Source organism: Micromonospora sp. WMMD735 (assembly GCF_049178995.1).
GTDB classification, from domain to species: Bacteria; Actinomycetota; Actinomycetes; order Mycobacteriales; family Micromonosporaceae; genus Micromonospora; species Micromonospora wenchangensis.
The window spans coordinates 125001-150301 of record NZ_JBMHMJ010000002.1; the positions used below are offsets into that span (position 1 = coordinate 125001).

General features: G+C 72.9%; 19 protein-coding genes and 2 rRNA genes (1 of these 21 only partly in view). 20 read left to right on the top strand and 1 reads right to left on the bottom strand.

Going from position 1 to position 25301, the window contains the following annotated elements; genetic code table 11:
- The 5 genes from ACN268_RS00955 to ACN268_RS00975 all read left to right on the top strand — a co-directional run.
- Positions 1–2186: ribosomal RNA gene (locus ACN268_RS00955) — 23S ribosomal RNA — on the top strand; it begins 927 nt to the left of the window's first position.
- A gap of 109 nt (positions 2187–2295) precedes the next feature.
- Positions 2296–2412: ribosomal RNA gene (rrf, locus tag ACN268_RS00960) — 5S ribosomal RNA — on the top strand.
- 322 nt (positions 2413–2734) lie between these two features.
- On the top strand, positions 2735–4327 hold the full coding sequence (locus ACN268_RS00965; protein WP_421481272.1) for a hypothetical protein: 1593 nt from the start codon (positions 2735–2737) through the stop codon (positions 4325–4327).
- Positions 4328–4416: 89 nt separating this feature from the next.
- Positions 4417–5373 carry a Replicase polyprotein 1ab gene (locus tag ACN268_RS00970; protein ID WP_421486784.1) on the top strand — a complete coding sequence of 319 codons (957 nt, stop codon included), beginning with the start codon at positions 4417–4419 and terminating at the stop codon, positions 5371–5373.
- Positions 5370–6389, top strand: coding sequence for an HAD-IIA family hydrolase (locus tag ACN268_RS00975; RefSeq protein WP_421481273.1), 1020 nt, complete (start codon positions 5370–5372; stop codon positions 6387–6389). Before ACN268_RS00970 ends, ACN268_RS00975 begins: the two co-directional genes overlap by 4 nt.
- Before the next feature lie 88 nt (positions 6390–6477).
- Here ACN268_RS00975 and ACN268_RS00980 read toward each other — a convergent pair whose 3' ends face one another.
- Positions 6478–6813 (bottom strand): SCP2 sterol-binding domain-containing protein, encoded by a 336-nt coding sequence (locus tag ACN268_RS00980; protein WP_421481274.1) that lies wholly within the window; start codon positions 6811–6813, stop codon positions 6478–6480.
- Between the two features lie 112 nt (positions 6814–6925).
- On the opposite strand from ACN268_RS00980, the gene ACN268_RS00985 reads away from it, so the two are divergent.
- The 15 genes from ACN268_RS00985 (at position 6926) to ACN268_RS01055 (ending at position 25241) form a co-directional block, all read left to right on the top strand.
- Positions 6926–7648: a phasin family protein gene (locus ACN268_RS00985; protein ID WP_421481275.1), complete on the top strand. Its 723-nt coding sequence runs from the start codon at positions 6926–6928 to the stop codon at positions 7646–7648.
- Between the two features lie 34 nt (positions 7649–7682).
- Positions 7683–8009 (top strand): hypothetical protein, encoded by a 327-nt coding sequence (locus tag ACN268_RS00990; RefSeq protein WP_421486785.1) that lies wholly within the window; start codon positions 7683–7685, stop codon positions 8007–8009.
- 18 nt (positions 8010–8027) lie between these two features.
- The gene (locus ACN268_RS00995; RefSeq protein WP_421481276.1) at positions 8028–8873 is read left to right on the top strand and encodes a TlyA family RNA methyltransferase; all 846 of its coding nucleotides are present in this window, start codon (positions 8028–8030) and stop codon (positions 8871–8873) included.
- A gap of 109 nt (positions 8874–8982) precedes the next feature.
- Positions 8983–9867, top strand: a complete 885-nt coding sequence (locus ACN268_RS01000; RefSeq protein WP_204928604.1) for an NAD kinase — start codon at positions 8983–8985, stop codon at positions 9865–9867.
- A gap of 148 nt (positions 9868–10015) precedes the next feature.
- Positions 10016–11773 carry a DNA repair protein RecN gene (gene recN, locus ACN268_RS01005; RefSeq protein ID WP_421481277.1) on the top strand — a complete coding sequence of 586 codons (1758 nt, stop codon included), beginning with the start codon at positions 10016–10018 and terminating at the stop codon, positions 11771–11773.
- Positions 11774–11892: 119 nt separating this feature from the next.
- Positions 11893–13071 (top strand): putative cytokinetic ring protein SteA, encoded by a 1179-nt coding sequence (gene steA / locus ACN268_RS01010; RefSeq protein ID WP_421481278.1) that lies wholly within the window; start codon positions 11893–11895, stop codon positions 13069–13071.
- 27 nt (positions 13072–13098) lie between these two features.
- The gene (locus tag ACN268_RS01015) at positions 13099–14034 is read left to right on the top strand and encodes a copper transporter (RefSeq protein ID WP_421481279.1); all 936 of its coding nucleotides are present in this window, start codon (positions 13099–13101) and stop codon (positions 14032–14034) included.
- A 58-nt stretch (positions 14035–14092) separates the two neighbouring features.
- Entirely contained in the window at positions 14093–14959 is an 867-nt protein-coding gene (locus ACN268_RS01020; protein WP_421481280.1) for a hypothetical protein, read from the top strand.
- A 1-nt stretch (position 14960) separates the two neighbouring features.
- Positions 14961–16631 (top strand): murein biosynthesis integral membrane protein MurJ, encoded by a 1671-nt coding sequence (murJ, locus tag ACN268_RS01025; RefSeq protein WP_421481281.1) that lies wholly within the window; start codon positions 14961–14963, stop codon positions 16629–16631.
- Positions 16628–17803 (top strand): glycosyltransferase family 4 protein, encoded by a 1176-nt coding sequence (locus ACN268_RS01030; RefSeq protein ID WP_421481282.1) that lies wholly within the window; start codon positions 16628–16630, stop codon positions 17801–17803. The genes murJ and ACN268_RS01030 overlap by 4 nt, the downstream gene beginning before the upstream one ends.
- The gene (locus tag ACN268_RS01035) at positions 17803–20199 is read left to right on the top strand and encodes a hypothetical protein (protein WP_421481283.1); all 2397 of its coding nucleotides are present in this window, start codon (positions 17803–17805) and stop codon (positions 20197–20199) included. Before ACN268_RS01030 ends, ACN268_RS01035 begins: the two co-directional genes overlap by 1 nt.
- Before the next feature lie 125 nt (positions 20200–20324).
- A complete protein-coding gene (locus ACN268_RS01040; protein WP_421481284.1) occupies positions 20325–22106 on the top strand; it encodes a CTP synthase in 1782 nt (593 codons plus the stop codon).
- Positions 22103–22708, top strand: coding sequence for an NUDIX domain-containing protein (locus ACN268_RS01045; RefSeq protein ID WP_421481285.1), 606 nt, complete (start codon positions 22103–22105; stop codon positions 22706–22708). Before ACN268_RS01040 ends, ACN268_RS01045 begins: the two co-directional genes overlap by 4 nt.
- A 341-nt stretch (positions 22709–23049) precedes the next feature.
- Entirely contained in the window at positions 23050–24165 is a 1116-nt protein-coding gene (gene ald / locus ACN268_RS01050) for an alanine dehydrogenase (RefSeq protein ID WP_421481286.1), read from the top strand.
- Positions 24166–24233: 68 nt separating this feature from the next.
- On the top strand, positions 24234–25241 hold the full coding sequence (locus ACN268_RS01055) for a site-specific tyrosine recombinase XerD (RefSeq protein WP_421481287.1): 1008 nt from the start codon (positions 24234–24236) through the stop codon (positions 25239–25241).
- Positions 25242–25301 lie beyond the last annotated feature (60 nt).

Sequence of the window (25301 nt, forward strand, 5' to 3'; positions counted from 1 at the left end):
TGTGTTTCTTGCCGGAGGTAGAGCACTGGATGGTCTAGGGGGCCTACAAGCTTACCGAAATCAGCCAAACTCCGAATGCCGGTAAGTGAGAGCGCGGCAGTGAGACTGCGGGGGATAAGCTTCGTAGTCGAGAGGGAAACAGCCCAGATCACCAGCTAAGGCCCCTAAGCGTGTGCTAAGTGGAAAAGGATGTGGGGTCGCATAGACAACCAGGAGGTTGGCTTAGAAGCAGCCACCCTTTAAAGAGTGCGTAATAGCTCACTGGTCAAGTGGTTCCGCGCCGACAATGTAGCGGGGCTCAAGCACACCGCCGAAGCTGTGGCATTCACATTTTAACCACGCGTACCCTTGATGGTGCGTGCAGGTGTGTGGATGGGTAGGGGAGCGTCGTGCCGGGGGTGAAGCAGCGGGGTGACCCAGTTGTGGACGCGGCACGAGTGAGAATGCAGGCATGAGTAGCGAAAGAAGGGTGAGAAACCCTTCCGCCGGATGACCAAGGGTTCCAGGGCCAGGCTAATCCGCCCTGGGTGAGTCGGGACCTAAGGCGAGGCCGAGAGGCGTAGTCGATGGACAACGGGTTGATATTCCCGTACCCGCGAAGGAGCGTCCCTGATGAACCTCGTTGTGCTAACCACCCGAACCAGCCGAGACCTTCGGGTTGAGGTTGGGGAGCGTGGGAACCTGGCGGGTAGTAGTCAAGCGATGGGGTGACGCAGGAAGGTAGCTGAGCCCGGCCGGTGGTTGTGCCGGGGTAAGCGTGTAGGCCGTGGTGTAGGTAAATCCGCACCGCATGGAGGCTGAGACGTGATGCCGAGCCGATTCAGGTGAAGTCAGTGATCCTATGCTGCCGAGAAAAGCCTCTAGCGAGTTTCGAGCGGCCCGTACCCCAAACCGACACAGGTGGTCAGGTAGAGAATACCGAGGCGATCGGGCGAACTGTGGTTAAGGAACTCGGCAAATTGCCCCCGTAACTTAGGGAGAAGGGGGGCCGGAGACGTGAAGCCCCGTGCGGGTGGAGCGTTGTATGGCCGCAGAGAGCAGGGGGAAGCGACTGTTTACTAAAAACACAGGTCCATGCGAAGAAGTAATTCGATGTATATGGACTGACGCCTGCCCGGTGCTGGAACGTTAAGGGGACCTGTTAGCTCTTTCGGGGGCGAAGCGGAGAACTTAAGCGCCAGTAAACGGCGGTGGTAACTATAACCATCCTAAGGTAGCGAAATTCCTTGTCGGGTAAGTTCCGACCTGCACGAATGGCGTAACGACTTCCCCACTGTCTCAACCACAGGCCCGGCGAAATTGCAGTACGAGTAAAGATGCTCGTTACGCGCGGCAGGACGGAAAGACCCCGGGACCTTTACTATAGCTTGACATTGGTATCTGAATGGACTTGTGTAGGATAGGTGGGAGCCGGTGAAACCTGTACGCCAGTATGGGTGGAGGCAATCTTGAAATACCACTCTGGTTGATTTGGGTATCTAACTTCGGACCGTTATCCGGTTCAGGGACAGTGTCTGGTGGGTAGTTTAACTGGGGCGGTTGCCTCCTAAAGGGTAACGGAGGCGCCCAAAGGTTCCCTCAGCCTGGTTGGCAATCAGGTGTTGAGTGCAAGTGCACAAGGGAGCTTGACTGTGAGACTGACAGGTCGAGCAGGGACGAAAGTCGGGACTAGTGATCCGGCACTTGCGTGTGGAAGCGGTGTCGCTCAACGGATAAAAGGTACCCCGGGGATAACAGGCTGATCTTCCCCAAGAGTCCATATCGACGGGATGGTTTGGCACCTCGATGTCGGCTCGTCGCATCCTGGGGCTGTAGCAGGTCCCAAGGGTTGGGCTGTTCGCCCATTAAAGCGGTACGCGAGCTGGGTTTAGAACGTCGTGAGACAGTTCGGTCCCTATCCGCCGTGCGCGTAGGATACTTGAGAAGGGCTGTCCCTAGTACGAGAGGACCGGGACGGACGAACCTCTGGTGTGCCAGTTGTCCCGCCAGGGGCACGGCTGGTTAGCTACGTTCGGAAGGGATAACCGCTGAAAGCATCTAAGCGGGAAGCCTGCTTCAAGATGAGGTATCCCACCCCACTTTGTGGGGGTAAGGCCCCCAGCTAGACGACTGGGTTGATAGGCCGGAAATGTAAGCTCGGTAACGGGTTGAGTTGACCGGTACTAATAGGCCGAGGACTTGATAACAAGGCTGCTACGCGTCCACTGTGCAACTCTGAACAAACACCGAACAACCCCCCACAGGGTGGTAGTGGTTTTTTGTGGGTGTGTGTGTTGTTTGATATGTTCATAGTGTTACGGCGGTCATGGCGGAGGGGAAACGCCCGGTCACATTCCGAACCCGGAAGCTAAGCCCTCCAGCGCCGATGGTACTGCACTCGGGAGGGTGTGGGAGAGTAGGACACCGCCGGACAATCTTCCAGTCGAGGGCCGCCCCATCCGGGTCGGCCCTCGACTGCGTCGCGCCGTGGTTGGCGCAATCAGGAAGGATGTACCTGTGAGTTCAGGACCGCAGGGCGGAGACCGTCCGCGATACGAAGACCGTTCCGACCGTCCCCAGGGGCGGGACGCCGGGCCCCGCCGGGACGACCGTCCCCCGTACCGTGGCGACCGCGACGACCGCGGTGCCTCGCGGGGTGGGCCCCGGGGCGGCGATCGGCGCGAGGGCGGTTTCCGGTCGGCCCCGCGTACCGGTGACTCCCGCCCCGGTGGTTTCCGTCGCGATGGTGACTCCCGTGACGGTGGTTTCCGGGGTGGCGACCGCCGCGAGGGTGGTTTCCGCCGTGACGGTGACACACCACGAAACGGCGGCTTCCGCAGCGGCGATCGCCGTGAGGGCGGCTTCTCCGGTGAGCGTCGTGAGGGCGGTTTCCGGTCGGGTCCGCGTGATGGTGACTCCCGCCCCGGTGGTTTCCGTCGTGACGGTGACTCCCGGGACGGTGGTTTCCGGGGCGGTGAGCGTCGTGACGATTCGCGTGGTGACCGTGGTGGTTTCCGGTCAGGCCCGCGTGAGGGCGGTTTCCGGGGTGGTGACCGTCGTGAGGGCGGCTTCTCCGGTGAGCGTCGTGAGGGCAGTTTCCGGTCGGGTCCGCGTGATGGCGACTCCCGCCCCGGTGGTTTCCGTCGCGACGGTGACTCCCGCGAGGGTGGTTTCCGGGGCGGCGACCGTCGACCTGGTGGCTTCGGCGGCGATCGCCGTGAGGGTGGCTTCTCCGGTGAGCGTCGTGAGGGTGGTTTCCGGTCGGGTCCGCGTGACGGTGACTCGCGGTCCGGTGGTTTCCGTCGTGACGGTGACTCCCGCGAGGGTGGTTTCCGGGGCGGTGAGCGTCGTGACGATTCGCGTGGAGACCGTGGTGGTTTCCGGTCAGGCCCGCGCGAAGGTGGTTTCCGGGGCGGCGACTCCCGCGAGGGTGGCTTCCGCGGTGGTGACTCCCGCGAAGGCGGTTTCCGGGGCGGCGATCGCCGTGAGGGCGGCTCCCGGTCGGGTCCGCGTGACGGTGACTCGCGGCCCGGTGGTTTCCGTCGCGATGGTGACTCCCGTGATGGTGCTTTCCGGGGTGGCGATCGCCGTGAGGGTGGCTTCTCCGGTGAGCGTCGTGAGGGTGGTTTCCGGTCGGGTCCGCGTGACGGTGACTCGCGGTCCGGTGGTTTCCGTCGTGACGGTGACTCCCGTGACGGTGGTTTCCGGGGCGGTGGTTTCCGGGGCGGTGAGCGTCGTGACGATTCGCGTGGTGACCGTGGTGGCTTCCGGTCAGGCCCGCGCGAGGGCGGTTTCCGGGGCGGCGACCGTCGACCCGGTGGCTTCGGCGGCGATCGCCGTGAGGGCGGCTTCCGTCGCGACGGTGACTCCCGTGACGGTGGTTTCCGGGGCGGGGATCGTCGCGAAGGCGGCTTCGGCGGTGACCGCCGCGAGGGTGGTTTCCGGGGTGGCGACCGTCGTGAGGGCGGCTTCGGCGGTGAGCGTCGTGAGGGCGGCTTCCGGTCGGGCCCGCGTGACGGTGACTCCCGCTCCGGCGGTTTCCGCCGAGACGGTGACTCCCGGGATGGTGGTTTCCGGGGCGGGGATCGTCGCGAAGGCGGCTTCCGTGGTGACGACTCGCGCGGCGGTGACCGTCGTGACGGCGGTTTCCGGGGCGGCGAGCGCGGTGGTCACGACCGGCCGCGCCGGGACGACCAGCGGGGGGACGACCGCCGCCGGGAGGGCGGGTTCGGCCCCGACCGGGAACGTCGGGACGAGACCGACGGCCGGGCGGTCGCGCCGGTGCTGCCGGACGAGATCTCCGCGAGTGACCTCGACACGGCCGTCCGCGCGGAGCTGCTGTCGTTGAACAAGCCGGTGGCGGAGACCGTCGCCCGGCACCTGGTCGCCACCGGTCAGCTGATCGACGAGGACCCGGCGGAGGCGTTGGCCCACGCGATGGCGGCCCGGCGGCTGGCCGCCCGGATCTCCGCCGTACGTGAGGCGGTCGGCCTGGCCGCGTACCACGCGGGGGAGTGGCAGACGGCGATCGCCGAGCTGCGCACGTACCACCGGATGACCGGCCTGCAGAGCCACCTGGCCGTGCTGGCCGACTGCGAGCGGGCGCTGGGGCGGCCGGAGCGGGCGATCGACCTGTTCCGGGGGGCCGACAACGACAAGCTCGACAAGGCCGTCGCGGTCGAACTGCTGATCGTCGCCGCGGGTGCCCGGGGTGACCTGGGGCAGAAGGACGCGGCGGTGGCGATGCTCCAGGTTCCGGAGCTGACCACCGACGTGGCCGAGCCCTGGACCGCGCGGCTGCGGTACGCGTACGCGGACGCGCTGCTCGCGGTGGACCGCCGTGAGGAGGCCCGGGAGTGGTTCTCGCGGGCCGCCGACGTGGACACCGACGGGGAGACCGACGCGCCGGAGCGGCTGCTGGAACTCGACGGCGTGGTGATCGAGGGCGACGACGAGGACGACGAGCCGGTCGAGGAGCCCGCCGCCGCGGGGGAGGCCACCGGCACGCTGCCGGCCGACCCGGACGCCGGGGCCCGGCTGGCCGCCGACGACCGTGACGAGGACGACGACGACTTCGACGACGACGAGGCTCGCGACAGCCACGACGACCGTGACGACGAGGACGAGGGTGTCGCGCTGACTCGGCCGGACGCCGCCGAGGCCGGACGGGACACCCCCGACGCCGCCGAGGACGTCCGCGACGCCGACCGGGACGACCGTGCCGGTGACGACCTGCCTGCCGGTGCCGCACGGGACGTCGACGACGTCGCGGGGACGTCCGTGGACGACCGACCCGGCACCGTCGCGTCCCCGGCCACCGGCGTCGACGAGGCGACGGCTCCGGGCGGGGTGCGGGCGGTCGACGGCGCGGCGGCGGAGGCGGACCAGCGATGACCGCAGTCGCCGGGGACCGGCTGATCGACGGGTACACCCTGGTCGTCTTCGACCTGGATGGAGTGATCTACCTGATCGACCGGCCGATCCCCGGCGCGGTCGAGGCCCTGGGCGCGTTGCGGGCCGAGGGCCGGTCGGTGGCGTTCGCCACGAACAACGCCTCGCGGCGCTCCAGCGAGGTCGCCGACCTGCTCACCGGCATCGGCGTACCGGCTGACCCGGCGGAGGTGCTCACCTCGGCCGCCGCCTCCGCGGAGTTGCTGCGGGACCGGCTGCCGGCCGGCGCGGCGGTGCTCGTCGTCGGTGCCGAGGCGCTGCGCGCCGAGATCAGCGCCGTCGGGCTCACCCCCGTCGACCGCGCCGACGCCGCGCCGGTCGCCGTCGTGCAGGGGTACGGCCCGCAGGTGGGCTGGGTGGACCTGGCCGAGGCGTCGGTGGCGATCCGGGCCGGGGCGACCTGGGTGGCCACCAACACGGACCGGACGCTGCCGAGTGGGCGGGGCCCGCTGCCCGGCAACGGGTCGCTGGTGGCCGCCCTGCGGCACGCTCTGGACCGGGCACCCGACGTGGTCGTCGGCAAGCCCGAGCCGGCGCTGTTCACCACGGCCGCCCGGCGTGCCGGCACCGGCCGGACGTTGGTGGTCGGTGACCGGCTGGACACCGACATCGAGGGTGCCCGCCGGGCCGGGCTGGACAGCCTGTTGGTGCTCACCGGCGTCAGCGACGTACCCGAGCTGTTGGGTGCCCCCGAGCAGCGGCGGCCGACCCACGTGGCGGCCGACCTGGCCGGGCTCTTCGATCCGACGGCGGTGGTCCGGGTCCCCGGTGCCCCGCAGGCCGGTGGCTGGGCGGCGGCGGTGGTGGACGGTGCGGTGGAGCTGAGCGGTGCCGGCCGGCCGTTGGACGCGCTGGCCGTGCTGTGCGCGGTCGCCTGGGAGGCGGGTACCGGAGCGGACGTCCGCCCGGCCTCGCCGGAGGCGGAGCAGGCGTTGGCCGGGTTCGGCCTGGCCACCTGAGGTCTCGCCACCTGAGGTCTCGCCATCTGACGGCGGAGCGGGCCGGCACCGGGCATCGGTGCCGGCCCGCTCGTCGCCGGGCTGCGGCTCAGAGCAGCTTGCGTAGCTTCAGCAGGTCGAACGGGCTGGCCTTGATGGAGATCCGGCGGGCGGCCACCGCCTTGGTGACGTCGAGCTGGCCGCGTACCAGGGCGACGAGGTCGTCACTGGAGGTGATCAGGGCGATCTTCGCCTTCGGGTCGTCGCCGTCGGCGAGATCGACCAGCCGGCCGCCTTCGATCCGGCCGTGGAACGCGGTCTCCAGATCGGTGATCCGGCAGGCCAGGGTCCGGTCCAGATCGATCTTGCTGGACGCTTCGGCGTGCCGGTCCAACCGGTCGGCAAGATCCCGCAGGGCCTGTCGGCACTCGTCCACGCTTGCCACATCGTCTCCTTCGTACCCGCCACGCCGTTTTCCGGCACCGTACCGCAAGGGACGGCCCGGGGCGCCCGGTAGCGTGAGGGCCGCACACTGCCCCCGCGGAAGGACTTGAGTCATGCAGGACGCGTGGCGCGCCTACCTGGAGCTGGCCCTGGGCCTGACGGAGGCGCCCCGGAAGAGGGCCCAGGACGCCGCCCGGCGGTTGGCCGGCACGGGCGGCGCGACGGCCGTCCAGTTGCAGGCGCTCGCCGAGGAACTTCTCGCCACCGGCGCGGCGAACCGGGAGGCGCTGACCAAGCTGGTCCGCTTCGAGGTCGACCGGGCGCTCGGTGCGGTGGGGCTGGCGACGGCCGACGAGGTCGCCGAGCTGACCCGCCGGGTGCACGAGCTGGAACGGCAGCTCCGCGAGGCGAAGGGCGGACCGGGCGGGTCGCCGGTCGGTGACACGGCACCGGATACGACCGTACCGTCGACCGGCGGTGCCGGTACGGCCCGTGACACGGGCGTGGAGTCCGGGGCCGCTGCGGCGGCCGGGCCGGCTCCCGCGACGGTGGCCGACGCGGCGGCCGGGACCGCCCGAGCGTCGACCGGGGTCGTGGCGAAGAAGGCCGTCGCCAAGAAGGCGGTGGCGAAGAAGGCGGTGACCCCGACGACGGTGGCGACGACGGCCCCGAAGGCGGTGGCGAAGAAGGCGGTCGCGAAGAAGGCGGTGGCGAAGAAGGCAGGGCCGGCGGCGGACACGGCCCCGTCGGCCGCCCGGTCGACCGGAGCCGACCGGGGTGCTCCCCCGCCCGGGAAGGGGACTCCTGGCCACGACGGCTCCGGTGGTGCCGGGTGAGCCGTCCCGTGGGGAGCCGGTCGTGACCGGCCCGTTGCGCCCCGGCCCGCCCCCCGCCGGGACACCCGGCCCGCCCGTCGGCCGTCCCGTCCCGTCGGGGGCCGGGACACCAGGCCCGCCGCCGGTCGGCCGGCCTGGTCCGCCGGCTGCCCGGCCCGGGCCGCCGCCCGCCGCCCGGCCCGGGCCGCCGCCCGCCGTCGGGCACGACGACGAGGTCGACGACGCCCGGCATCCGGCCGTGGACGCCGCCGTGCGGGCGATGGCCAACGCCGAGGGCCTGTCCCCGGCCGACCAGATCGCGCAGTACGAGGCGGCGTACCAGACGTTGCGGGAAACCCTCGCCACCATCGACCAGACCTGACCGGAGAGAACCACCCCCATGGCACGTCGTACCCGGCTCGACGCCGAACTCGTCCGTCGCGGCCTGGCCCGGTCCCGGGAGCAGGCCGGCGCGTTGATCGAGGCCGGTCGGGTCCAGTTGCGCGGGGTGCCCGCGCGCAAGGCCGCCGCGATGGTCGACCCGGCCGATCCGCTGCTGGTGACCGGGGCGGACCCGATCGACGAGTACGTCTCCCGGGGTGGGCACAAGCTGGCCGGCGCGCTGGCCGCGTTCGGTCCCGGTGGGTTGCGGGTGGCGGGCCGGCGGTGCCTGGACGCCGGGGCGTCGACCGGGGGGTTCACCGACGTGCTGTTGCGCGCCGACGCGGCCGAGGTGGTCGCGGTGGACGTCGGCTACGGGCAGCTCGCCTGGTCGTTGCGGACCGACGACCGGGTGCGGGCGATGGACCGGACCAACGTGCGGACGCTGACCCCGGAGGTGATCGGTGGGGCGGTGGACCTGACGGTGGCGGACCTGTCGTTCATCTCCCTGCGGTTGGTGCTGCCCGCGCTGGCGGGCTGCACCCGTTCCGACGGGGACCTGGCGCTGATGGTGAAGCCGCAGTTCGAGGTGGGCAGGGAGCGGGTCGGCGCGGGCGGGGTGGTGCGTGATCCGGCGCTGCGGGCCGAGGCGGTGCTGGAGGTGGCGGCGACGGCGGCCGGGCTCGGGCTGGGGCTGGCGGACGTGGCGGCCAGTCCGCTGCCGGGGCCGAGTGGCAACGTGGAGTTCTTCGTGTGGTTGCGCCGGGACGCGCCGCCGGCCGATCCCGGGCGGGTGCGCGCCGTGGTGGACGCCGGGCCGAACGGCCCCGGGCCGGACCCGGAGTCGGGGAAGGTGGCAGGGTGAGCGTGGTGGGCGGCGTCGGGACGGTGTCCCGCGAGGGCGGACGGGAGGCGGGTCCGGTGGACCTCGACGATGGTGGGGCGGGCCGGGCGTGGCGCGGGTGGTGGCACCGGTGAGCCGGACGGCGCTGCTGGTGACGCACACCGGGCGGCGGCGCAGCACCGAGCATGCCCGGGCGGTGGCCGCCGACCTGATCGCGGCCGGTTTCGAGGTGCGGGTGGTGGCCGAGGAGGCCGATGATCTCGACCTGCCCGGGGTGGTGCCGGTGGACGGTCTCCAGGCGGCGGAGGGTGCCGAGATCGTCTTCGCGCTCGGCGGGGACGGCACGTTCCTGCGGGCGGCGGAGCTGGCCCGGCCGGCGAAGGTGCCGTTGCTCGGGATCAACCTGGGCAAGGTGGGTTTCCTGGCCGAGGCCGAGATCGACGATCTCGACACGGCGGTGCGGGACGTGGTGGGGCGCAACTACACGGTGGACGAACGGCTCACCCTCGACGTCACGGCCGAGTTCGAGGGTGGCCCGACGATCGAGTCGTGGGCGCTCAACGAGATCAGCGTCGAGAAGGGCGAGCGCGCCCAGATGCTGGAGCTGCTGGTCGACGTGGACGGTCGTCCGCTGTCCCGGTACGGCTGCGACGGTGTGGTGTGTGCCACGCCGACGGGGTCGACGGCGTACGCGTTCTCCGGTGGGGGGCCGGTGGTCTGGCCGGAGGTGGAGGCGCTGCTGTTGGTGCCGATCAGCGCGCACGCGTTGTTCAGTCGGCCGCTGGTGACCGCGCCGACGTCCACGTTCGTCATCACGGTCGATCCGTTCACCACGTTGGCGGTGTTGTGTTGTGACGGCCGGCGGGTCTACGACCTGCCGCCGGGGGCGACGGTGACGGTGCGTCGGGGTGCGTTGCCGGTGCGGGTGGTGCGGTTGCGGGACCGGCCGTTCACCGACCGGCTGGTGGCGAAGTTCGATCTGCCGGTGCAGGGTTGGCGCGGTAGTCGCCGCTGATCGGGGCCGGTAGGGGTGTCCGTGGTCACCTGCGGGGCCGTCGACCAGCGGCGCGGTGCCGGTGGCGGGCGGGTGGAGGATTTCCTGCCGGTGTGGTGCCCCGTGCCGGCTGGTCAACTGTCGCAGCACGCGTCTACTGTCGGGTGCTGTGCTGGAAGAGCTGCGGATCACCGGACTGGGCGTCATCGAGGACACCACCCTGCCGCTGGCCGGCGGGATGAACGTCATCACCGGTGAGACCGGTGCCGGCAAGACGATGGTGGTGACCGGTCTCGGCCTGCTGTTCGGCGGGCGGGCCGACGCGGGTCGGGTGCGGGCCGCGCCGGGGCGGGCGACGGTCGAGGGGCGGTTGCGGCTCGACGGCCGGGTGGCCGACGTGGTGCACGCCCGGATCGTGGACGCCGGTGGCGGGCCCGACGACGACGGTTCGCTGCTGATGAGCCGGACGGTGACGGTGGAGGGGCGGTCCCGGGCCCATCTGGGTGGCCGGAGCATGCCGGTGTCGATGCTCGGTGAGGTCGGCGAGCAGGTGGTGGCGGTGCACGGCCAGTCCGACCAGTTGCGGTTGCTGCGGCCGGCCGAGCAGCGGGCGGCGCTGGACCGGTTCGCCGGGCCGGGGCACGAGAAGCTGGTGGACGCGCTGCGGGAGGCGTACGGGCGGTGGCGGCAGGTGGTCGACGATCTGGCCGACCGGCGCAGTAACGCCCGGGCCCGGCACCAGGAGGCCGATCTGCTGCGGCTGGGCCTCGACGAGATCACCCGGGTCGATCCGCAGCCGGGTGAGGACGACGAGTTGAAGGCCGAGGCGCAGCGGCTGGAGCATGCCGAGGGGTTGCGGACGGCGGCGCAGTTGGCGCACGTGTGCGTGGCCGGTGGGGTGGAGGCGGCCGACGACACGCCGGATGCGACGGCGCTGCTGGGCACGGCCCGGCGGACCCTGGAGGCGCAGGCGGGCACCGATCCGGCGCTGGGTGAGTTGGCCGGCCGGTTGGAGGAGGCGGCGACCCTGGTGGCGGACGTGTCGGCGGAGTTGTCGACGTATCTGGCGGCGTTGGACGCCGACCCGGCCCGGTTGCAGACGATCTACGAGCGGCGGGCCGCGTTGCGGGCGTTGACCCGTAAGTACGCCGACGACGTCGACGGGGTGATCGCGTGGGCGGAGCGGGCCCGGACCCGGCTGTCCGACCTGGACACCTCCGACGAGTTGCTCGACGAGCTGGACCGGGAGGCGCAGCGCCTCGCCGGTGAGGTGGCCGAGTTGGCGGGGCGGTTGTCGGCGTCGCGGCAGGAGGCGGCGGTGCGGTTCGCCGAGCAGGTGACGGTGGAGTTGGCGGGGTTGGCGATGCCGCACGCGCGGATCGAGGTGGCGGTGCTGCCCCGGCCGGCGGGCCGGTCGGAGCCGACGTTGCCGGTCAACGGGGTGCAGTGCGGGGTCGGTCCGGACGGCGCGGACGAGGTGGAGTTGCGGTTGCTGGCGCATCCGGGTGCGCCGTCGTTGCCGTTGCAGCGGGGCGCCTCCGGGGGTGAGCTGTCGCGGGTGATGCTCGCCATCGAGGTGGTGTTCGCCGGTTCGGGTGGTCCGCCGACGTTGGTGTTCGACGAGGTCGACGCGGGTGTGGGTGGGCAGGCGGCGGTGGAGATCGGTAGGCGGTTGGCGCGGTTGGCGCGTAGTCACCAGGTGTTGGTGGTGACGCACCTGCCGCAGGTGGCGGCGTTCGCCGACCGGCACCTGGTGGTGGCGAAGGACACCGGGGGTGCGGTGACGACCAGCGGGGTGCGGGTGGTGGAGGACACCGAGCGGGCCCGGGAGTTGGCGCGGATGCTCGCGGGTTTGCCGGATTCGGATCTGGGTATCGCGCATGCCGAGGAGTTGCTGGCCGTTGCGGCGAAGGAAAGGCGGCCCTGAGGGCAACGATTGTGAGCGGAGGCACACCGGCCTGCGCTCTGGTGTGCTTCCCTGGGTAGGCGGCCCTGCTCAGGCATGTCGCGACGAAAATGCCTGCCTCCCATGCCAGGATGGTCACGATGCGTCTACCCACGTTGCGCCGGGCCCGGAACGCGGAACCGGACTCAGTTCTCGGCACCGCACGTCTGGATCGCCGTACGAAGCGGCTGGTCGGCCGGCTCCGCCCCGGCGACATCGCGGTGATCGACCATGTCGACCTGGACCGGGTGGCGGCCGATTCGCTGGTCGCGGTCGGTGTCGCGGCGGTGCTCAACGCCAAGCCGTCGGTGTCGGGCCGGTATCCGAACCTCGGTCCGGAGGTGTTGATCGGCGCCGGCATCGTGCTGCTGGACGATCTCGGCGAGGGGGTGTTCGAGCGGATCCGGGAGGGTGACACCGTCCGGATCGAGGGCAACACCGTCTTCCTGGGCGACGAGCCGGTCGCGCACGGTGACCTCCAGGATGCCGAGACGGTCGCCAAGGCGATGTCCGACGCCCGGGAGGGGCTGTCGGTGCAGTTGGAGGCGTTCGCCGCCAACACGATGGACTACCTGCGTCAGGAGCGGGACCTGCTGCTCGACGGGGTGGGTGTTCCCGAGATCCAGACCCCGGTGCAGGGGCGGCACTGTCTGATCGTGGTCCGGGGTTACGACTACAAGGCCGATCTGGACGTGCTGCGCCCGTACATCCGGGAGTTCAAGCCGGTGTTGATCGGCGTGGACGGCGGGGCGGACGCGCTGGTCGAGGCGGGGTACACCCCCGACATGATCATCGGGGACATGGATTCGGTCACCGACGACGTGTTGCGGTGCGGCGCCGAGGTGATCGTGCACGCCTACCCGGACGGCCGGGCGCCGGGTCTGGCCCGGGTCAACGGGCTCGGGGTGCCGGCCATCACCTTCCCGGCCGCCGCGACCAGCGAGGACCTGGCGATGCTGCTGGCCGACGAGAAGGGCGCCTCGCTGCTGGTCGCGGTGGGCACCCACGCCACGCTCGTGGAGTTCCTGGACAAGGGGCGCGGGGGGATGGCCTCGACGTTCCTCACCCGGTTGAAGGTCGGTGGGAAGCTGGTCGACGCCAAGGGGGTGAGCCGGCTGTACCGGCAGAGCATCTCCGGGTCGTCGCTGCTGCTGCTGGTCCTGTCGGCGATCGCCGCGATGGCGTCGGCCGTGGCGGTCTCCACCGTCGGCAAGGCGTATTTGGGTGTGGTCTCCGAGTGGTGGGACAATTTCGTGTTCCAGCTCGGCCAGCTCTTCTAGCTCCCGACCGATCAAGAGGCTGCAAGCGTGATCAACTTCCGGTACCACGTGGTGTCCCTGACCGCGGTCTTCCTGGCGTTGGCGATCGGCCTGGTGGTCGGCACGGCCGCCCTCAACGGGCCGGTCGCCGATTCGCTCAAGGAGACCGTCAACTCGCTGCGCAAGGACAACCAGCAGATGCGGCAGTCGGTCAACAGCCTGCAGAAGGAACTGGACATGGAGGAGGACTTCGCCGCCGAGATGGCGCTGATCATCCTCCCGGGTAAGTTGACCGGCAAGCGGGTCATGGTGCTCAGCCTGCCCACCGGGCGGGAGCACACCGAGGGTGTGCTGAAGATGCTCCAGACCGCCGGGGCCTCGGTGACCGGTCGGGTCGACATCCAGGACAAGTTCGTCAACCCGGACAACAACACCAGCCTGATGGAGTTGGCCGTCACCGCCGCCCGGCCCACCGCCCCCGCCTCGACGCTGCCCGGCAACGGCAACGGCGTGGAGACCTCCAGCGCCCTGCTGGCCAGCGTCCTGCTCGACCGGCCGCAGGGCACCCCGGCGGTGACCGACGCCGACCGGCGGGCGGTGCTGGCCGCGTACGTCAACGCCGGCTACCTGACCAGCGAGGAGAAGGTCACCGGCCCGGCCGAGGCCGTGGTGGTGGTCAGCGGGCAGCCGTACGTCGACAAGGACTCGGCGAAGAAGGACGAGTCGGTGGTGAAGATCGCCGAGCAGTTCGACCGGACCGGCGCGATCGTCGTCGGCGGCAACGGTTCCACCGGGGGCAACCTGGTGGCCGTGGTCCGGGGCGACCCGGTCCTCGCCCAGACGATCTCCACCGTCGACAACGCCAACACCGTGCAGGGGCAGCTGGTCACCAGCCTGGCCCTGGTGCAACAGCTCACCGAGAAGCGGACGGGTCAGTACGGCGTCGGCGACAACGCCACGTTGGTGCCTAGACTGCCCCAGTGAACGAACCACGTACCCCGGTGACCGGTTACCACCCGTCCGCGCCGTCCGGCGGTGCCGCATGAGCGGGATCGGGCGGCTGCTCGCCGCCGCCGCCGGTGCCGCCGCCGCCCGGTACGCGCTGCGGGAGGCCCGTACCTCCCCGGCAGGGCCGGCGCTGGAGCGGACCAACTTCCGGGGCCGTACCGTCAGCCTCGCCGCCGGGCCGGCGCTGGCCGTCGGTGCGTCCGGCGCGGGGGCGCTCGGCGCGGCCAGCGTCCCGGCCGGCGCGGCGGTGCTCGTCGCCGGTCTCGGCTCCGGCGCGGTGGGCCTCTACGACGACGTGGTGGGTGCCCGCCCGGAGCAGAAGGCCGCCAAGGGTTTCGCCGGTCACCTCGCCGCCCTGCGGGCCGGTCGGGTCACCGCCGGCATGGTCAAGGTCGCCGGGGTGGGTGCGGCCGGGCTCGCCGCGGCCGTGCTGCTCGCCGCCGACCCGAAGGTCGCCGCGCACCCCCGCCGGCAGCGCCACGGCGCGCTCGGCCGCACCGTCGACGTGCTGCTCGGCGCGGGCGTGGTCGCCGGCACCGCCAACCTGCTCAACCTGCTGGACCTGCGTCCCGGTCGGGCGTTGAAGTCCGGGGTGCTGCTCGGTGTGCCGCTGGCCGGTGGCCCGCACGCCGGTATCGCCGCCGGTGCGGTCGGTGCCGCCGCCGGGCTGCTCGACGAGGACCTCGGTGAGCGGGTGATGATCGGCGACAGCGGGGCCAACGCGCTCGGCGCGCTGCTCGGGGTGGCCCTGGCCGCCCGCACCGGCCCGCTCGGCCGGGCCGGTCTGCTCGCGGTCCTCGCCGGTCTCACCGCGGCCAGCGAGAAGGTCAGCTTCACGGCGGTCATCCAGCGCACCCCGGTGCTGCGGGAACTCGACGCGCTGGGCCGGCGATCCGACTGACGTGACCAGACCGGCCCCCCTCGCCGGCACCGGTCGGGTGGCCGGCGCCGCCGCCCTGATCGCCGTGCTCACCGTCCTGGCCCGGCTCGCCGGGTTCGGCCGGACCGCCGTGTTCACCTGGGTCGTCGAGGACAGCGACCTCGGTGGCATGTACGTCATCGCCAACACCGTTCCCAACATCATCTTCGAGATCGTGGCCGGTGGGGCGCTGGCCAGTCTCGTCGTACCGCTGCTGGCCGGGCCGGTCGCGGCCGGTGACCGGCGGGCGGTGGCCGCGACCACCGGGGCGCTGCTGACCTGGACGGTGACCCTGCTGGTGCCGCTGGCGGCGCTGGTGGCGGTGTTCGCCGACCCGGTCGTGGCGGCGATCTCCGACGGGCGGTCCCCGGCGGAACTGGCCGCCGGGGCGCGGATGCTGCGGGTGTTCGCCCCGCAACTGCCGCTCTACGGCATCGGGATCGTGCTCACCGGGGTGCTCCAGGCGCACCGCCGGTTCGCCTGGCCGGTCGTCGCGCCGCTGCTGTCCAGCGTCACCGTCGTGGTGGTCTACCTGGTCTTCGGCGTCACCCAGGGGCGGGACACGAGCATCGCGCAGGTCAGCCGGGCCGGTGAGCTGATCCTCTCCGGCGGCACCACCCTCGGGGTGGTGGTGCTGTCGCTGTCGCTGCTGATCCCGCTGCGCCGCCTCGGGCTGACCTGGCGGCCCGGCTACGCGTTCCCCGCCGACGCGCGGGCCCGTGTCGGCGGGCTCGCCGTCGCCGGGGCGGTCACCGTCACCGCCCAGCAAATCGCCCTGGTGGTCATCCTCAACCGGGTCTCCGGCGGCCCGACCGGCTCCCCGCAGGTGTACAACCTGGCCCAGACCGTCTACCTGCTGCCCTGGGCGGTGCTGGCGGTGCCGCTGGCGGTCGCCGCGTACCCGGGCCTGTCGGCCGCCGCCGCGTCCGGCGACGAGCAGGGCTACCGCGCCACCGTCGCCTCGACCACCCGGGGGGTGCTGCTGTTCGGCTTCCTCGGCGCGGCGGCGCTGATCGGCACCGCCGAACCGGTCGGCCGGTTCTTCCCGCTCGGCGCGGAGCCGACCGCCGCCGCGATCGCCGGGTTCGCCCCCGGCCTGGTCGGCTACGGCCTGTTCGCGGTGCTGTCGCGGGCCCTCTACGCCCGGGGTGCCACCCGCGCCGCCACCGCCGCCATCACCACCGGCTGGCTGGTGGTGCCGCTGGTCGCGTTGCCGCTTGCGGCGCTGCTGCCGCGCGCCGACCGGGTGCTGGCCGTCACCCTGGCCAACTCCGTCGGCATGCTGCTGCTCGGGGCGCTGCTGGTCGTCGCGGTACGCCGCAGCGCCGGGCCGGCGGCGCTGGCCGGTTGCCGCCGGGCCGCCACCGCCGGCCTGCTGGCGGCGCTGGTCGCCGCCCCGGCCGGTGGGCTCACCGCCCGGCTGGCCGCCGGCGGCGGCACCCCGACGACAGCCGGGGCACTCGTGCAGGGCATGCTGTCCGGGGCCGTGGTCGGCGTGCTGTTCCTCGCCGTCGCCTGGCTGGTGGACCGGCGGGACGTCGGGCCGCTGCTCACCGGCGTGCGACGTCGGCTGGGCGGCCGGCGGGCGGCGGGTGACCCGCAGGACGGCGTTGCGCGCGACGCCGGTGACGGGAAGGAGACCCTCTCCCCATGACCGACGCGACGTCCGCCCCCGACGCCCGGGGCACGGTGGTGCTGCTGCTCGCCTCCAGCACCGGCGGGGTGGGCCAGCACGTCCGGTCGGTGGCGCGCGGGCTCGTCGAGGCCGGCCAGCCGGTGCTGGTCTGCGGCCCGGCCGCCACCGCCGAACAGTTCGACTTCACCGCCACCGGGGCCCGCTTCACCCCGGTGGAGATCTCGGCCAACCCGACGCCCGCCGACGCCCGCGCGGTCACCGCGCTGCGTCGCGCGCTGGCCGGTGAGCCCGTGCGGGTGGTGCACGCCCACGGGCTGCGCGCCGGGCTGGTCGCCGCGCTCGCCCGGCCCGCCGCGCCGCTCGTGGTCACCTGGCACAACGCGGTGCTCGCCGGCGGGCTGCGCGGGCGGCTGTCCCGGCTCGCCGAGCGGGTCGTCGCCCGGTCCGCCCGGGTCGCCCTGGGCGCCTCCACCGACCTGGTGCAGCGGGCCGCCGCGTTGGGCGCCGCCGACGCCCGGCTCGCCCCGGTCGCCGCGCCGGCCCTGCCCGCCCCGCGTCGCCGTCGCGCCGCCGTACGCGCCGAGTTCGGTGTCGCCGCCGGGCAGCCGCTGCTGCTCTCCGTCGGCCGGCTGCACCCGCAGAAGCGCTACGACGTGCTCGTCGACGCCGCGGCCCGGTGGCGTACCCGCACCCCGCCGCCGGTGGTGGTGATCGCCGGCAGTGGCCCCGCCTACCTGCCGTTGGCCGCCCGGATCTCCGCCGAGCGTGCCCCGGTGACGCTGCTCGGGCACCGTACCGACGTGGCGGACCTGCTCGCCGGGACCGACCTGGCGGTGGTGACCAGCGACTGGGAGGCCCGGCAACTGTTCGCCCAGGAGGCGCTGCGGGCCGGCGTACCGCTGGTGGCTACCGCCGTCGGTGGGCTGCCCGAGCTGGTCGGTGACGGTGCGCTGCTGGTGCCGCCCGGTGACGTCGACGCGGTCGACGCGGCCGTCCGGTCGCTGCTGGACGACCCGAGCCTGCGCGCCGACCTGGCGAAGCGGGGTGCCACCCGCGCCGCCACCTGGCCCACCGAGGCCGACACCGTCGCCGCGCTGCGGGCCCTCTACACCGAGCTGGACGCCGACCCGCCCGGCCGCGCCGGGGCGTCGGCCCCCGGCACCGACACCCCCTCGACGGGACGCGCCTGATGCTGCGCCGATTCACCCCGGTCCTGCTGACCCTGGTCGTGGTGGCGCTCGGGGTCACCGCCCTGGCCGCCCGCCCCGACAGCAGCCCACCCCGGCGCAGCGCCGACTACGTCGTGCTGGCCGGGGTGGCGGGGCTGCGCTGGTCGGATGTCGACCCGCAGAGCACCCCGACGCTGTGGCGGATGGCCCAGCAGGGTTCCATCGGTTCGTTGTCGACCCGTTCCGCGCACCGCCCGACGTGCCCGGTGGACGGCTGGCTCACCCTCGGCGCGGGCAGCTACGCCGGCTGGAACGGCAGCCGCCGCCCGGGCGGGTGTCCGCCGGCGTCGGTGACCGTGGAGCAACCCGACGGGATCGGCGCGAACCTGCCCGACCAGGAGCGGGTGGTCGCCTACAACGCCGACCGGCAGCCGTGGGGCGCGGTGCCCGGTTCGCTGTCGGAGTCGGTGCGTTGCTCGGTGGCGGTCGGCCCCGGTGCCGCCGTCGCCGCCGCCCGTCCCTTCGGTCGCGTCGACCGGTACGCCCCGGCGCTGCCGGCCGATCCGTCCGGGCTGCTCGGTTCGTGTGTGCTGAGCATCGTCGACCTGGGCACGGTCAGCGGCACCGACCCGGCCGACCGGCGGGCCGACGCCCGGCGGGCCGACGAGGCGTTGGCGAAGGTGCTCGCGGCCCGGCCGCAGCGGTCGCTGGTGCTGGTCGCCGGGGTGTCCGACACGGAGGCGCCAGCCCGGCTGCACGTGGTGGTCGCGGACGGCCCGGGGTGGGAGAACGGCTGGCTGACCTCCGCCAGCACGGGCCGGGAGGGCTACCTGCAACTGGTCGACCTGGCGCCGACGGCGTTGACGGCGCTGGGTCGGCCGCTGCCCGAGCGGTTGTTCCTGGGCCGTCCGGCGGTGAAGGTCGACGGTCGCCCGGACGACCTGGCCAGTGCCATCGCCGCGCCGGCCGACGCCGACCGGGAGGCCGCCGCCCAGCGGGCGGTGGCCGGCTGGTTCTTCGGGCTGCTCGCCGCCGCCCAGATCATCCTGGCGGTCGCGGTGCTGCCGTTGCTGCGGCGGGCGCGGCGGCTGGCCGGCCCGCACAGCCCGCCGCCGGTGTCGCCGCGGATCGTGGCGGCCGTGGAGCTGCTGCTGATCGCCGCCGCGTTGGCGGTGCCCGCGGCGCTGCTCGCCGACGCGGTGCCGTGGTGGCGGGGCGACCACGCGGGGGCCTACTTCGCGGTGGTGACGGTCGCGTTGATCGTCGCCGCGACGGCCCTGGTCCGGTTCACCCCCGGTCACGACCGGACCCTCGGCCCGCTCGGCGCGGTCGCCGGCCTGGCCACCCTGGTGGTCGGCGCGGACGTGCTCAGCGGGGCCCGGTTGCAGCTCAACGGGGTGGTCGGTTACTCGGCACTGGAGGGGGGCCGGTTCTCCGGTCTCGGCACCGTGGGCCTGGGGGTGTTCCTCGCCGGTTCGTTGCTCAGCGCCGGCTGGCTGGCGCAGCGGGTCCGCCGGCAGTGGCGGCCGATGGTGGTGGTGGCGGTCGGTGGGCTGGCCGTGGTGGTGGTCGGCAGCCCCTACCTGGGGGCCGACTCGATCGGGGCGATCGCGTTGACCGCCGGGGTGGCGGTGGCCGCCGCGATCAGCACCGGTGGCTGGCTGACGGTCAGCCGGTTGGTCTGGGCGACCATGGCCGGGTTGGCGTTGACCATCGGATTCGCGGTGGTGGACCTGCGGCGGCCGGTGGAGGAGCGGGGGGCGTTGGGACGGTTCCTGACCGCCCTGGGCGAGGGCACCGGCGGGTTGACCGTGCACCGGTCCAGCACGGCCAACTTCCAGACGTTGGTGAACAGCCCGTTGACGGTGCTGGCGCTGGTCGGTGTGCTGCTGGTGTGGTTCGCGCTGCTGCAGCCCTGGGGTGGGCTGATGCGGCTGTTCGGCATCTACCCGGCGATCCGGGCGGCGTTGGCCGGCACGGCCCTGGCCGCGGTGATCGCCGGGCTGCTCGGCGGTGCCGCGTTGGACGTGGCCGGGGCAGCCGCGGCGCTGGTGGTGCCGATGGCGGCGTTGGCCTCGCTGCGGGTGCTGGACCACTCCACCGACCGCACCCAGCCGGGCAGCGGCCACCCGCGTCCGGACGGGCCGTCCGGTGGCCCGCCCGGCGGGCGCCCCACCGGTGGGCGACCCGACGACGGTGGGGCGGCCCGCGCGGGCGACGGCACCGACACCGCGACGGCGGCGTCCGACGGGGGCGGGACGGACGGGCCGGTCGACGACGGTGCCGGCGACCCGGACGCGGGGGCCCGGCCGGCGGGCCGCAGCGCACCGCGGGTGCCGGTGGCGCGGACCGCCGCGCCGCAGGTGTCGACCGCGACCGGGGCGGCGGCCGGCCCGGCCGGCGGCGGGACCGGTTAGCCCGAGGTCGGGTGCGACGCCAGGTGGCCCCGGGGGAGGTGTTACCGTGGAATCCCGTGGATCGCGTGATCACTTGATCGGCACGGCGGTTCGCACGACCGCTACGGACGACACGGGAGCAGGCCTTGGCCCCTTCAGCACGCACGACCCGGCACATCTTCGTCACCGGGGGCGTCGCCTCCTCGCTCGGTAAGGGCCTCACCGCCTCCAGCCTCGGCAATCTGCTCACCGCACGCGGGCTGCGGGTGGTCATGCAGAAGCTCGACCCCTACCTCAACGTCGACCCCGGGACGATGAACCCGTTCCAGCACGGCGAGGTGTTCATCACCGAGGACGGCGCGGAGACCGACCTCGACGTCGGGCACTACGAGCGGTTCCTCGACCGGGACCTCTCCGGCAAGGCCAACGTCACCACCGGCCAGATCTACTCCGACGTGATCGCCAAGGAGCGGCGCGGCGAGTACCTGGGCGACACCGTCCAGGTCATCCCGCACATCACCAACGAGATCAAGGCGCGGATCGTCGGCATGGCCGACCCGGACGCCGACGGCCAGATCCCCGACGTGGTGATCACCGAGGTCGGCGGCACCGTCGGCGACATCGAGTCGCTGCCGTTCCTGGAGGCGATCCGGCAGGTGCGCCACGACCTGGGCCGGGACAACTGCTTCTACCTGCACGTGTCGCTGGTGCCCTACCTCGCGCCGTCGGGGGAGCTGAAGACCAAGCCGACCCAGCACTCGGTGGCGCAGCTGCGCAACATCGGCATCCAGCCCGACGCGATCGTGCTGCGCTGCGACCGGGAGATCCCGGAGAAGCTGAAGCAGAAGCTGTCGCTCTACTGCGACGTGGACGCCGAGGCGGTCGTCGCCGCCCCGGACGCGCCGAGCATCTACGACATCCCCAAGGTGCTGCACCGTGAGGGGCTCGACGCGTACGTGGTGCGCCGGCTCGGCCTGTCCTTCCGGGACGTGGACTGGACCCGCTGGGACGACCTGCTGGAGCGGGTGCACCAGCCGCACCACACGGTCACCGTGGCGGTGGTCGGCAAGTACGTCGACCTGCCGGACGCCTACCTGTCGGTCAGTGAGGCGATCCGGGCCGCCGGGTTCGGCCACCGGGCCCGGGTGCAGCTGCGCTGGGTGCCCAGCGACGACTGTGTCACCCCGGCCGGTGCGGCGTCGGCGCTGGCCGGCGTGGACGGCATCGTCATCCCCGGCGGGTTCGGTGTCCGCGGCATCGAGGGCAAGATCGGCACGGCCCGGTACGCCCGGGAGAACGGGGTGCCGCTGCTCGGGCTCTGCCTCGGTCTGCAGTGCATGACCATCGAGGTGGCCCGCCACCTGGCCGGCCTGGACGCGGCGAACTCCCTGGAGTTCGACGAGGACGCCAAGCACCCGGTCATCGCGACCATGGCCGACCAGGAGGACATCGTCGCCGGCCGGGGTGACCTCGGCGGCACCATGCGGCTGGGGGCGTACCCGGCGACGCTTTCCGAGGGGTCGATCGTGGCCGAGGCGTACGGGGCCACCGAGATCAGCGAACGGCACCGGCACCGCTACGAGGTGAACAACGCCTACCGGGACCAGCTCACCAGGGCGGGCCTGCACATCTCCGGCACCTCCCCGGACGGCCGGCTGGTCGAGTTCGTGGAGCTGGACCGCAGCCTGCACCCGTTCTTCGTGGCCACCCAGGCGCACCCGGAGCTGAAGAGCCGCCCGACCCGCCCGCATCCGCTGTTCGCCGGGTTCGTCAAGGCGGCCGTGGCGTACTCGCAGGCCGACCAGCTGCCGGTGGACCTCGACCCGGCCCCCGGGGCGGCGACGCCCGAGACGACGAGGAAGACGCAGGCGGCGGCGAAGAACGCGGCCCGCAACGGCGCCCCGGCGACGGCGTCGTCCGCGTCGTGAGCGCCGTCGAGCACCGCTACGAGCTGCTGAACCGGGTGCAGCGCTACGCCGGGCGGATCTTCACCGTGGTCACCGACGAGGTGACCATGCCCGGTGGGGGCACCGCCACCCGCGACTACGCCCGGCACGTCGGCGCGGTCGCCGTGGTCGCCCTCGACGACGCCGGTCAGGTGGTGCTGGTGCGGCAGTACCGGCAGCCGGTCGGCCGGCACCTGTGGGAGCTGCCCGCCGGGTTGATGGACGTCTCCGGGGAGGACCTGCCGGTGGCCGCCGCCCGGGAGTTGGCCGAGGAGGCCGACCTGACCGCCGCCCGGTGGGACCTGCTGGTCGACGTGCACACCTCGCCGGGTTTCTCCGACGAGGTGGTCCGGGTGTTCCTCGCCCGCGAGCTGGCCGAGGTGCCCGTCGGGCAGCGGCACGAGCGCCACGACGAGGAGGCCGACCTGCAGGTCGTCCGGATCGACCTGGATGAGGCGGTCGGTATGGCGTTGGCCGGGGAGATCACCAACGGTCCGTGCGTGGCCGGGCTGCTGGCCGCCGCGCGGGCCCGTGACGCCGGCTGGTCGGTGCTGCGCCGCGCCGACACCCCGCTGCACCGCTGAATCGGGTACGCCGACAGGGGCCGTCGCGGTACGCCGCGCGGCCCCTGTGTCGTCCGCCACCCCGGTCGGCCCGCTGTGTCACGACGTCGTTGCGGGAGCGTTTCCCGTGCGGCGGTCGGGGCCGCGCGGTGCGACGATGGGTGTGACGCCGAACGGCTGGCCTACGCGGTATGCCTGACACACCGTCAGGCGCACCGGGCACCGGTTGTCACTGTGCCGCCCGTCGGGGGCCGGCGGCACGCCTAGACTGCCGCCGGCGGGAACGGTGGACCGCGTCGGCAACGGAGCCGGCGGGGCACCGCGCAGTCCGGGGTGCGGCACCCCGGAGGAAGGTGTCTCACGTGAAGGTCGGAATCCCCCGCGAGGTCAAGAACCACGAGTACCGCGTGGCGATCACGCCGGCGGGCGTCAACGAGTTCGTCCGCCACGGTCACCAGGTCTTCGTCGAAGCCGGCGCCGGTGTCGGGTCCAGCCTCACCGACGACGAGTTCGCCGCCGCCGGGGCCACCATCCTCGGCACCGCCGACGAGGTGTGGGACACCGCCGAGCTGGTGCTGAAGGTCAAGGAGCCGATCGCCGAGGAGTACCACCGGATGCGCGCCGGGCAGGTGCTCTTCACCTACCTGCACCTGGCCGCGTCCAAGGAGTGCACCGACGCGCTGGTCGACCGGAGGGTCACCGGCATCGCCTACGAAACCGTCGAGCTGCCCGACCGGTCGTTGCCGCTGCTCGCCCCGATGTCCGAGGTGGCCGGCCGGCTCGCCCCGCAGGTCGGCGCGTACCACCTGCAGCGGCAGGGCGGCGGGCGGGGCATCCTGATGGGCGGCGTCTCCGGGGTGTACGCGGCGAAGACCGTCGTCATCGGCGCGGGCGTGTCCGGGATGAACGCCGCCGCGATCGCGCTGGGCCTGCAGGCCGAGGTGCTGCTGCTGGACAAGAACGTGGCCCGGCTGCGGCAGGCCGACGCCATCTACCGGGGCCACCTGCAGACGGTCGCCTCCAACGCGTACGAGATCGAACGGGCGGTGCTCGACGCCGACCTGGTCATCGGCGCGGTCCTCGTCCCCGGTGCGAAGGCCCCGACGTTGATCTCCAACGAGCTGGTGTCCCGGATGAAGCCGGGCAGCGTGCTGGTCGACATCTCCATCGACCAGGGTGGCTGCTTCGAGGACTCCCGCCCCACCACCCACGCCGAGCCGACCTACCAGGTGCACGACTCGATCTTCTACTGCGTGGCGAACATGCCCGGCGCGGTGCCGCACACCAGCACCTACGCGCTGACCAACGTCACCCTGCCGTACGCACTGGAGCTCGCCGACCAGGGCTGGCGCGACGCGCTGCGCCACGACCCGGCCCTGGCGCTGGGCCTGAACACCCACGACGGTCAGGTCGTCTACGGCCCGGTCGCCGAGGCCCACGGCATGGCCACCCTCCCACTGGACGAGGTGCTGGCCTGACCCGGCCGACGACGCACGCCCCGGCACCCGACGTCGTGCCCCGCGCGGCCGCGGACGGGGTGCCGGGGGTGGCAGGTGACGGGGCCGGGGTGGGCGGGGAGCCCGCGCCGGCCCTGCGGCGGGCCGTGCGCGGCTACCTCGACCACCTCACCGTCGAGCGGGGACTGTCGACCAACACCCTCACCTCGTACCGGCGGGACCTCGATCGGTACCTGGACACCCTGGCCGCCGCCGGGGTGCGCGACCTGGCCGCCGTCGACGCCCGGCAGGTCGAGGCGCACCTGGCCCGGCTGCGCGCCGGCGACGACGACCATCCGCCGCTGGCGGTGACCTCGGCCGCGCGGGCCGCGTCCGCCGTGCGCGGGCTGCACCGGTTCGCCGTCCGCGAGGGCCTGGCCGGCGACGACCCCAGCCGCGACGTGCGCCCACCCACCCCGGCCCGCCGGCTGCCCCGGGCGCTGCCGGTCGACGACGTGGTCCGGCTGCTGGAGACGGCCGGCCCGGTCACCGCCACCGGCGACGGGGCGGCCCTGACCCTGCGCGACCGGGCGCTGCTGGAGTTCCTGTACGGCACCGGCGCGCGGATCTCCGAGGCGGTCGGCGCGGCCGTCGACGACTTGGACGTCGACGAGGGCACCGCCCTGCTGCGCGGCAAGGGTGGCCGTACCCGGCTGGTGCCCATCGGCGGGTACGCCGTCGACGCGCTGCGCGCCTACCTGGTGCGGGCCCGGCCGACGCTGGTGGCCGCCGGGCGGGGCACCCCGACGGTGTTCGTCAACGCCCGGGGCGGGCCGCTGACCCGGCAGGGGGCGTGGACGGTGCTGCGGCGGGCCGCCCGCCGGGCCGGACTGCCGGTGGACGGGCCGCAGGCGGTCTCCCCGCACACCCTGCGCCACTGCTACGCCACCCACCTGCTCGATGGCGGCGCGGACGTGCGGGTGGTGCAGGAGTTGCTCGGCCACGCCTCGGTCACCACCACCCAGGTGTACACGTTGGTCACCGTGGACCGGCTCCGCGAGGTGTACGCCACCAGCCACCCCCGCGCCCGCGACGCCGACCCCCCGCCGGCCCGCTGACCGGCCGCTATGCCCGACACGCCGGACCGGTGCCGAACGCGCTGGTCGTCGGTGGCGTAG